The 6,558-nt window shown below is 44.0% G+C and carries 9 protein-coding genes; 5 read left to right on the top strand and 4 right to left on the bottom strand.

Features of this window, described 5'->3' with window-relative positions; all coding sequences use genetic code 11:
• Positions 1-902 (top strand): transketolase C-terminal domain-containing protein (locus ACP45E_RS10965; RefSeq protein ID WP_277815701.1); only part of this gene is annotated, 902 nt, incomplete at its 5' end.
• 93 nt (positions 903-995) lie between these two features.
• On the opposite strand, the gene truC is transcribed toward ACP45E_RS10965, so the two are convergent.
• Together truC and ACP45E_RS10955 are read right to left on the bottom strand one after the other, a co-directional pair.
• Positions 996-1,712 (bottom strand): tRNA pseudouridine(65) synthase TruC, encoded by a 717-nt coding sequence (truC, locus tag ACP45E_RS10960; RefSeq protein ID WP_017035677.1) that lies wholly within the window; start codon positions 1,710-1,712, stop codon positions 996-998.
• The gene (locus ACP45E_RS10955) at positions 1,706-2,026 is read right to left on the bottom strand and encodes a YqcC family protein (RefSeq protein ID WP_017038927.1); all 321 of its coding nucleotides are present in this window, start codon (positions 2,024-2,026) and stop codon (positions 1,706-1,708) included. The genes truC and ACP45E_RS10955 overlap by 7 nt, the downstream gene beginning before the upstream one ends.
• An 87-nt stretch (positions 2,027-2,113) precedes the next feature.
• On the opposite strand from ACP45E_RS10955, the gene ACP45E_RS10950 reads away from it, so the two are divergent.
• Both ACP45E_RS10950 and ACP45E_RS10945 read left to right on the top strand, forming a co-directional pair.
• Complete coding sequence (locus ACP45E_RS10950; RefSeq protein ID WP_017038926.1) at positions 2,114-3,154, top strand: DUF3549 family protein; 1,041 nt, start codon at positions 2,114-2,116, stop codon at positions 3,152-3,154.
• A 39-nt stretch (positions 3,155-3,193) separates the two neighbouring features.
• On the top strand, positions 3,194-3,493 hold the full coding sequence (locus ACP45E_RS10945; RefSeq protein WP_083188697.1) for a DUF3301 domain-containing protein: 300 nt from the start codon (positions 3,194-3,196) through the stop codon (positions 3,491-3,493).
• Here ACP45E_RS10945 and ACP45E_RS10940 read toward each other — a convergent pair.
• Positions 3,453-3,959 carry a GNAT family N-acetyltransferase gene (locus tag ACP45E_RS10940; RefSeq protein WP_069585002.1) on the bottom strand — a complete coding sequence of 169 codons (507 nt, stop codon included), beginning with the start codon at positions 3,957-3,959 and terminating at the stop codon, positions 3,453-3,455. The two genes, ACP45E_RS10945 and ACP45E_RS10940, sit on opposite strands and share 41 nt — an antisense overlap.
• An 802-nt stretch (positions 3,960-4,761) precedes the next feature.
• On the opposite strand from ACP45E_RS10940, the gene ACP45E_RS10935 reads away from it, so the two are divergent.
• Together ACP45E_RS10935 and ACP45E_RS10930 are read left to right on the top strand one after the other, a co-directional pair.
• Positions 4,762-5,055 carry a hypothetical protein gene (locus ACP45E_RS10935; protein WP_069585000.1) on the top strand — a complete coding sequence of 98 codons (294 nt, stop codon included), beginning with the start codon at positions 4,762-4,764 and terminating at the stop codon, positions 5,053-5,055.
• Positions 5,055-5,501 (top strand): YaiI/YqxD family protein, encoded by a 447-nt coding sequence (locus tag ACP45E_RS10930; protein WP_026026760.1) that lies wholly within the window; start codon positions 5,055-5,057, stop codon positions 5,499-5,501. Before ACP45E_RS10935 ends, ACP45E_RS10930 begins: the two co-directional genes overlap by 1 nt.
• 86 nt (positions 5,502-5,587) lie before the next feature.
• Here ACP45E_RS10930 and ACP45E_RS10925 read toward each other — a convergent pair.
• Positions 5,588-6,558 (bottom strand): AbgT family transporter (locus ACP45E_RS10925; RefSeq protein WP_141707297.1); only part of this gene is annotated, 971 nt, incomplete at its 5' end.

Here is a 6,558-nt window from a genome sequence, read left to right as displayed (position 1 = left end):
TGGCGGCGCAAGATCCTAAGTTAATGGCCATTACCCCGGCAATGAAAGAAGGTTCGGGTATGGTGCGTTTTGCAAAAGAATACCCGGAACGCTTTTTTGATGTTGCCATTGCTGAACAGCACGCCGTGACATTAGCAGCAGGCATGGCCATTGCGGGTGACAAGCCTATTGTCGCGATTTATTCGACATTCTTACAGCGTGGATACGATCAATTGATTCATGATGTGGCGATTATGGACCTTCCAGTGATGTTTGCTATCGATCGAGCCGGTTTAGTTGGTGCTGACGGTCAAACTCACCAAGGCGCGTTCGATTTAAGTTTCATGCGTTGTATTCCAAACATGGTCATCATGACGCCAAGTGATGAGAATGAATGCCGACAAATGCTGTATACCGGTCATCAGCACACAGGTCCAAGTGCAGTGCGCTACCCTCGTGGTAATGGCATGGGAAGTACTATTGAATCTGATTTTACCGCTCTAGAAATTGGTAAAGGTCGCCTAATACGTCAAGGTGGAAAGTGTCAAAGCGAAAAGTGTCAAGGTGAAAAGGTCGCGATTTTGAACTTTGGTACCTTCCTACCTGATGCACTACAAGCCGCAGAAGAACTGAATGCGACCGTTGCCGACATGCGATTTGTAAAACCCTTAGACAAAGAGCTGATCAAAGAACTGACCGACAAGCACGATGTTATCGTCACCCTAGAAGAAAACGTCATCGCAGGTGGCGCAGGTGCTGGTGTCATAGAGCATATGATGAGCGAAAAAATCATCAAACCTGTGTTAAACCTAGGTATCCCAGACAAGTTCATTGCTCAGGGAACACAGCAAGAACTGTATGCTGAACTCGGTTTAGATGCACAAGGTATTGTAGGTTCAATTAGCCAGTATCTTGCTAAATAACCGTGCAGAATCAAACGTTAGTATAGAAAGCATTGCTGGATAAGCATAAAACACAATAAAAAACGGAGCTTCTCGCTCCGTTTTTTATTCCTACTATTTATGCCAACCAAACTCCGTCATTAGCCTTTGCCAAGTTTCATCAAATCCAGCTTTAAGTACTAACTCCTCATTAGTTAGAGGGTGAATAAACTTGAGTTCAGATGCATGCAGCATCAATTGGTAAGCATCGTAGTTTTCGCGAAACAGTCGGTTGTGTTTTCCATCACCATGAGTCGTATCTCCGACAATCGGATGCCTCAAGTGCGCCATATGACGACGTAACTGGTGTTTCCGCCCAGTTTGAGGTTTCATTTCCATTAAGCAATACCGGCTGGTTGGAAAGCGCCCAGTTGAGAATGGCACTTCTACCTGTGCTAACGGCTGATAAGCGGTCACCGCTTCTTGAGGTTCTTTCTCTTGGTTAGCAAATTTGTCCGCTATCTTGTCTAGCTCAACCTTTAGTGGGTAATCGAGTACGCCTCCCTCTTCTATCCAACCGCGAACAATGGCGTGATAGGTTTTTTCCATTTCATGATTGGCGAACATCGGCATGACTTGAGAGGCCACCTCACTAGACAGCGCAAAGACCAATACGCCTGACGTTGGTCTGTCTAATCGATGCAGTGGAAACACATGCTGGCCTATTTGATCGCGGAGTGTCTGCATGACAAATTGGGTTTCATGTTTGTCTAACCAACTTCTGTGCACCAACATACCAGCGGGCTTATTCACGGCCACCAAGTATTCATCTTGGTAAATGATCTCTAACATGGTTTAGACACCTCATCTATCTTGGTCGTTATCAAAACGACAGACTGGTAGGCTGACTGATCTTTCCACACTTGTTCAAAATACGGTGAAATAGCAAACCCGACCGGTAGTGGCTGCCTTTGTGCAATCATAGACTGGATCTTAGGAATAAATATCCACTGTAACCATTGCTCAGGGTTGAGCGTATCGAGGGCAAAAGGTTCTTGGCTTTGAAGCGCATGTTGATCCGGTTGATGAGATTGCCAAAGCTGTTTTTTCTCTAGCTCTTGCTGTAACTCATCAAGCAAAGTAAGAAGTTGTACAGATTGCGTCATTAATCACTCTGAAATTTTATCGAAGACCTTGAAATTACGCGTTAGGATACCATGTAATAAACAAAGAAACTCAAGGTCATTATTCTCATGGAAGTTATACACACCCTCACCGAGCTACTAACTAATAGTGGTTGCCAATATAAGATTTTTGACCTCGGTCGTCGCATTAAAACCATCGAAAATACGGCCTTTGACCGAGTAGAAAAAGGTCAGCAACCGTATCCATATCCATTGCAAAAAAAAGCACATTTAGCGATTGCATATTGGAATGAAAAACAACAGCCATGGATCTGGTTTTTAAAATTTGAGTTAGATGAACGCGGGCTGCTAAAACAAGCAGAAATAGGAAACTTCTTAAAATTTGTGCTAGAAGCGATGGGTTCTCGTATCAGTCAAGACATGAGTGAAGAACAACAGGAAAAGCTCTCAAACAATCCTTACACATTCAAACCGAGCGATGACAAAATGGCGGTATTCCACAGCCAAATTCGCTCTGACTTAGCCTTATCAAGCAGCCAATACTACGAACATGCGCAGCACTACTTTACCGGTAATCTAGGGTGGGAAAACTGGCAAACCGTTGGGCTACAAGGGATCACTGATCTTTGTGCTCGTTTAGGCCAATCTCAAAACTCAGTGACGGTGCGTAAAGCGTTACGACACTTACCAAACGAGCCTTTATACGCATTACTAGGCGCTCTTGAGCATACCGAATTGCCCGACAAGCTTGCACAGAACATTGCTCAAATGACCGTCAATCAAATCGAAGCACCAGAACCCGATCTGTTCTTAATATCGGCCTTGTGCCGTGCACTTTCTGGGGCTGACAATACGATTTCTCTTCCCGTTATTCATCAAATATTAGCTAGCCCACGTTTAAGCCATCAAGAGGTTTTGATCGGTATTGCGGGGCGTACATGGCACGTATTAGTTGAGCCTGGTATCGCTGAGCAGTTCTTACTTCGATTAGCACAGACAGGAAACCAAGCACTATTCAATCAACTGTTTTCAGACTTAGTGATGCTACCAGAGCTGCGCATGGTGATCTTGCCCCTACTTCATTCCAATCCATCGGATGATCTGGCCAATGCATTATTAACGTTACAGCAATCAACGCTTTCGTCTTAATGCTTTAACGCTTTAACGCTTTAATGATAAGGGAATTGCATGATTAATAATTTACTGGCCATTATCGCTTTGTTTCTCGTTTGCTTTGTATTTTGGCAACAAAGAAAACAAGGGGAATTGGCCAAATCGGCGATAGAGCGAAAGTGCAAACAGCTCGATTTACAATTGGTGTCTGTTTCACTCGGACAACATAAGTTGCGAACACCTCAAGGTAAATGGCAATGGTACACGGTATATCATTTTGAATTTTCATCGTTGGGCGATGATTGTTACCAGGGGGAATTAATGATGTGTGGATTTAGGCCATTGAATTTTCATTTGCCACCACATCGGCTGTAAGCTCATATTCGTAGTAAGGCCCATGAAAATCTTGGTTTTCACCTACTTTTTGAAAGCCAAGTTTTTCCAATAATTTAATTGAAGCTATATGATGGGTATTGGCAGTCGCCACTACTTTTTGTAAAGACAGCTCTCTGTAGGCTTTTGGAATAAACGCCTTTAATGCTTCGCTTGCAAGACCTTTCCCCCAATACGCTTTATCAATGATAAAACCAAGTTCAGGTTCAGATTCCAATTGAGAGATAAAGATATGGCCAATGTATTCGCGGTTGTAGTTATCCAAAACAGCCATGCAATACATTGAGCTATCGTTCAGTACTCGATCAAACAACGCTCTCGCTGACGCAACCGTGTGAGGGCCATTCATTTCAGCCCGATTCTTCACACAGCAATTCAACATCAGAAATTCTGACTGCAGAGAGTCGCTATAGGGAAGTAGCATCAGTCGTCGAGTTACTATAGTCATATCTAATCCTTGATGGGACTACCTAATAGATAATTACAAAGCCTTTATTACAGAGGCGAAAGTTAAACTAAGCATCCTAGAAAAGTATTGATCTAGGTTACTTTTGGTGTGCTTATTATGTTTTCTATCAAAATAAGAAACAGAGTACAAAAGAAAAACCCCGACACTTGCGTATCGGGGTTATAGTCTTACTCGCAGCAGTCCGGCTACTTGTCGTGCTCCATGCATCATCCATAATAGTGGCTGAATCCATCAGCATTTCCGTACTTCGCCGTCCTAGCGGTGTCCTAGTCGTCCTGATAGCCAACAATCCTCGTTAGCACTCATCACTTGTTCCTTGAGCGGTGTCCATGACATCATCCTGATGCTGTCCTACCTCTTCCTAGAGGTGTCCATTGTCGTTCCCTTGCAGTAACCATCCTAGCCACTGTTGTATCCGTACAATGTCCTTCGCTTCCTGCTGACGGCTATCCTAGCTGCCAACTCTTCATCCTGAAGATCACCGATTCCTTGGTGTTTTCCTGTTCCGTATCGAACTCCTTTCGACCGGTTCTAATTTACGCTCATTTCATGTATAGACAAGACACTGCAATGTGAAATTTATTGCCATCTCAATGACGATAAAATAAAGACAATTAAAATCAATGCATTAAGGAAAATAATTTCTATTTCTCTCTCTATAAAATGCCCTTATCTCACATCACTTGTAAGAGATCTCTTACACAGCGACGACGATTTTGAGATTCGCCAAAAATGACAATTAACAGTATGATGTGGCGAAGAAAATAATTAGGAGCCAATGATGTCAACTCAAAATGTCACTGACGAACTCACGAGCATATTATCCACTCTTGCGAAAGAAGGAAAAGAACCGACCGTTGCACTCGTTAAAGCGCGTTTAAGCAGCTCTGTCCCTATTCCTGCATTGATTACCGCGATTAAAAGTTGGAAAAACTCGAATCGAGTCCCTAAAGTTGAAGTCGCTGCAGCCAACACCTTTGAGCAAGATAAAATCGCCCGTTTAGAGCAACAAGTTAATCAGCTGATTCAGCGAGTCACTGCATTAGAAGAAAAATTCAACGAGAAGTCAGAATGATGAAAATTTGGGTCGATGCCGATGCCTGTCCGAAAGTGATCAGAGAAACGATTGTACGCGCAGCCGAGCGAACAGGTGTGGAATGCACTTTTGTTGCCAACCACGTTGTGCCCGTGCCAAAGCGGGCTAATATCCATTCGCTTCAAGTGCCAGCTGGTTTTGATATCGCAGACAATGAAATCGTGCGCCGGACCAACGCTGGAGACTTAGTCATCACCTCAGACATTCCCTTAGCCGATGAAGTGATCACTAAAGGCGCATTAGCCCTAAATACTCGGGGTGAGCTATACACAACAGAGACCATTAAAGCTCGGCTAAATATGCGAGACTTTATGGACACTATGCGCTCAAGCGGCATTCAAACCGGTGGGCCTGCGACACTGTCTCAAACCGATAGACGTGAATTTGCCAACCACCTCGACCGCATTCTAGCAAAACGTCGATAGAGCACACCGTTAGTGAGAATTTCGACATAAAAAAACCTGCGACTTAGTCGCAGGTTTTTTATTCACAATACTTTTTATTTACACGACTACGGCGTATAGAAGGTAGCAGCACCTGGGCCTACAGGTAGACCAAATACGAATACCCACAGATAGAACAAGACGCTCCAACCGAACATAAAGCAGATTGAATAAGGCAACATGGTCGCGATCAGCGTACCAATACCTAGGTTCTTCATGTAACGCGTTGCTACTGCAAGGATAAGACCGAAGTAGCTCATCATTGGTGTAATAATGTTCGTAGTTGAATCACCGATACGGTAAGCCGCTTGAATCGTTTCTGGTGCGTAGCCTACTAACATTAGCATTGGAACGAAGATTGGTGCTGTGACTGCCCACTGAGCAGAAGCTGAACCTATCATCAGGTTAATGAAGCCACACATTAGGATGAATGCGAAGAACAACATTGGTCCTGTCAAACCGATCTCTTGCAAGAAGCTCGCGCCACCCACAGCAATCACTTGGCCGAAGTTAGTCCACTTAAAGAAAGCAACAAACTGCGCGGCAAAAAAGACAAGAACAATGTACATGCCCATTGAAGACATCGACGTTGCCATCGCATTGATGACATCGCGGTCGTTCTTCATCGAACCGGTGACTTTACCGTACACAAAACCTGGAATAGCAAAGAAGACGAAGATGAACGCAACGATACTCTTTAGGAAAGGAGAGCCAGAGACCGTACCTGATGCAGAACGAAGAACACCATCAGCAGGAACAATCGTCCAAGCAAGAAGCGCACTCACGGCCAGAACAGCAATACCAGCAAGTTTAAGGCCTTTCTTCTCGATATCCGTTAACTTACCCATCGAGTCATTTGATAAATCTTCAGACGCTTCCTCGTCATTGTATTTACCCAGTTTAGGCTCAACAATCTTCTCGGTAACAAATGCACCAGTAATCGCAATAAAGAAGGTAGAAACAAACATGAAGTACCAGTTTGCTTCAGGACCAACGGTATACGATGGATCGATCATCTGTGCTGCGGTTTCTGTAATCC

Origin of the sequence: Vibrio genomosp. F10 str. 9ZD137 (assembly GCF_049974785.1) — a bacterium.
In the GTDB taxonomy this organism is placed as follows: Bacteria; Pseudomonadota; Gammaproteobacteria; order Enterobacterales; family Vibrionaceae; genus Vibrio.
The sequence above is the reverse complement of the archived record's forward strand: the minus strand, read 5'-3'. Positions and strand labels throughout refer to the sequence as shown.

Bases quoted from the DNA above. Each gene is read 5' to 3' on its own strand.
- ACP45E_RS10955 (WP_017038927.1), bottom strand. From the start codon at position 2,026: ATGACGCAATCTGTACAACTTCTTACTTTGCTTGATGAGTTACAGCAA.
- ACP45E_RS10945 (WP_083188697.1), top strand. From the start codon at position 3,194: ATGATTAATAATTTACTGGCCATTATCGCTTTGTTTCTCGTTTGCTTT.
- truC (WP_017035677.1), bottom strand. From the start codon at position 1,712: ATGTTAGAGATCATTTACCAAGATGAATACTTGGTGGCCGTGAATAAG.
- ACP45E_RS10930 (WP_026026760.1), top strand. From the start codon at position 5,055: ATGAAAATTTGGGTCGATGCCGATGCCTGTCCGAAAGTGATCAGAGAA.
- ACP45E_RS10950 (WP_017038926.1), top strand. From the start codon at position 2,114: ATGGAAGTTATACACACCCTCACCGAGCTACTAACTAATAGTGGTTGC.
- ACP45E_RS10940 (WP_069585002.1), bottom strand. From the start codon at position 3,959: ATGACTATAGTAACTCGACGACTGATGCTACTTCCCTATAGCGACTCT.
- ACP45E_RS10935 (WP_069585000.1), top strand. From the start codon at position 4,762: ATGTCAACTCAAAATGTCACTGACGAACTCACGAGCATATTATCCACT.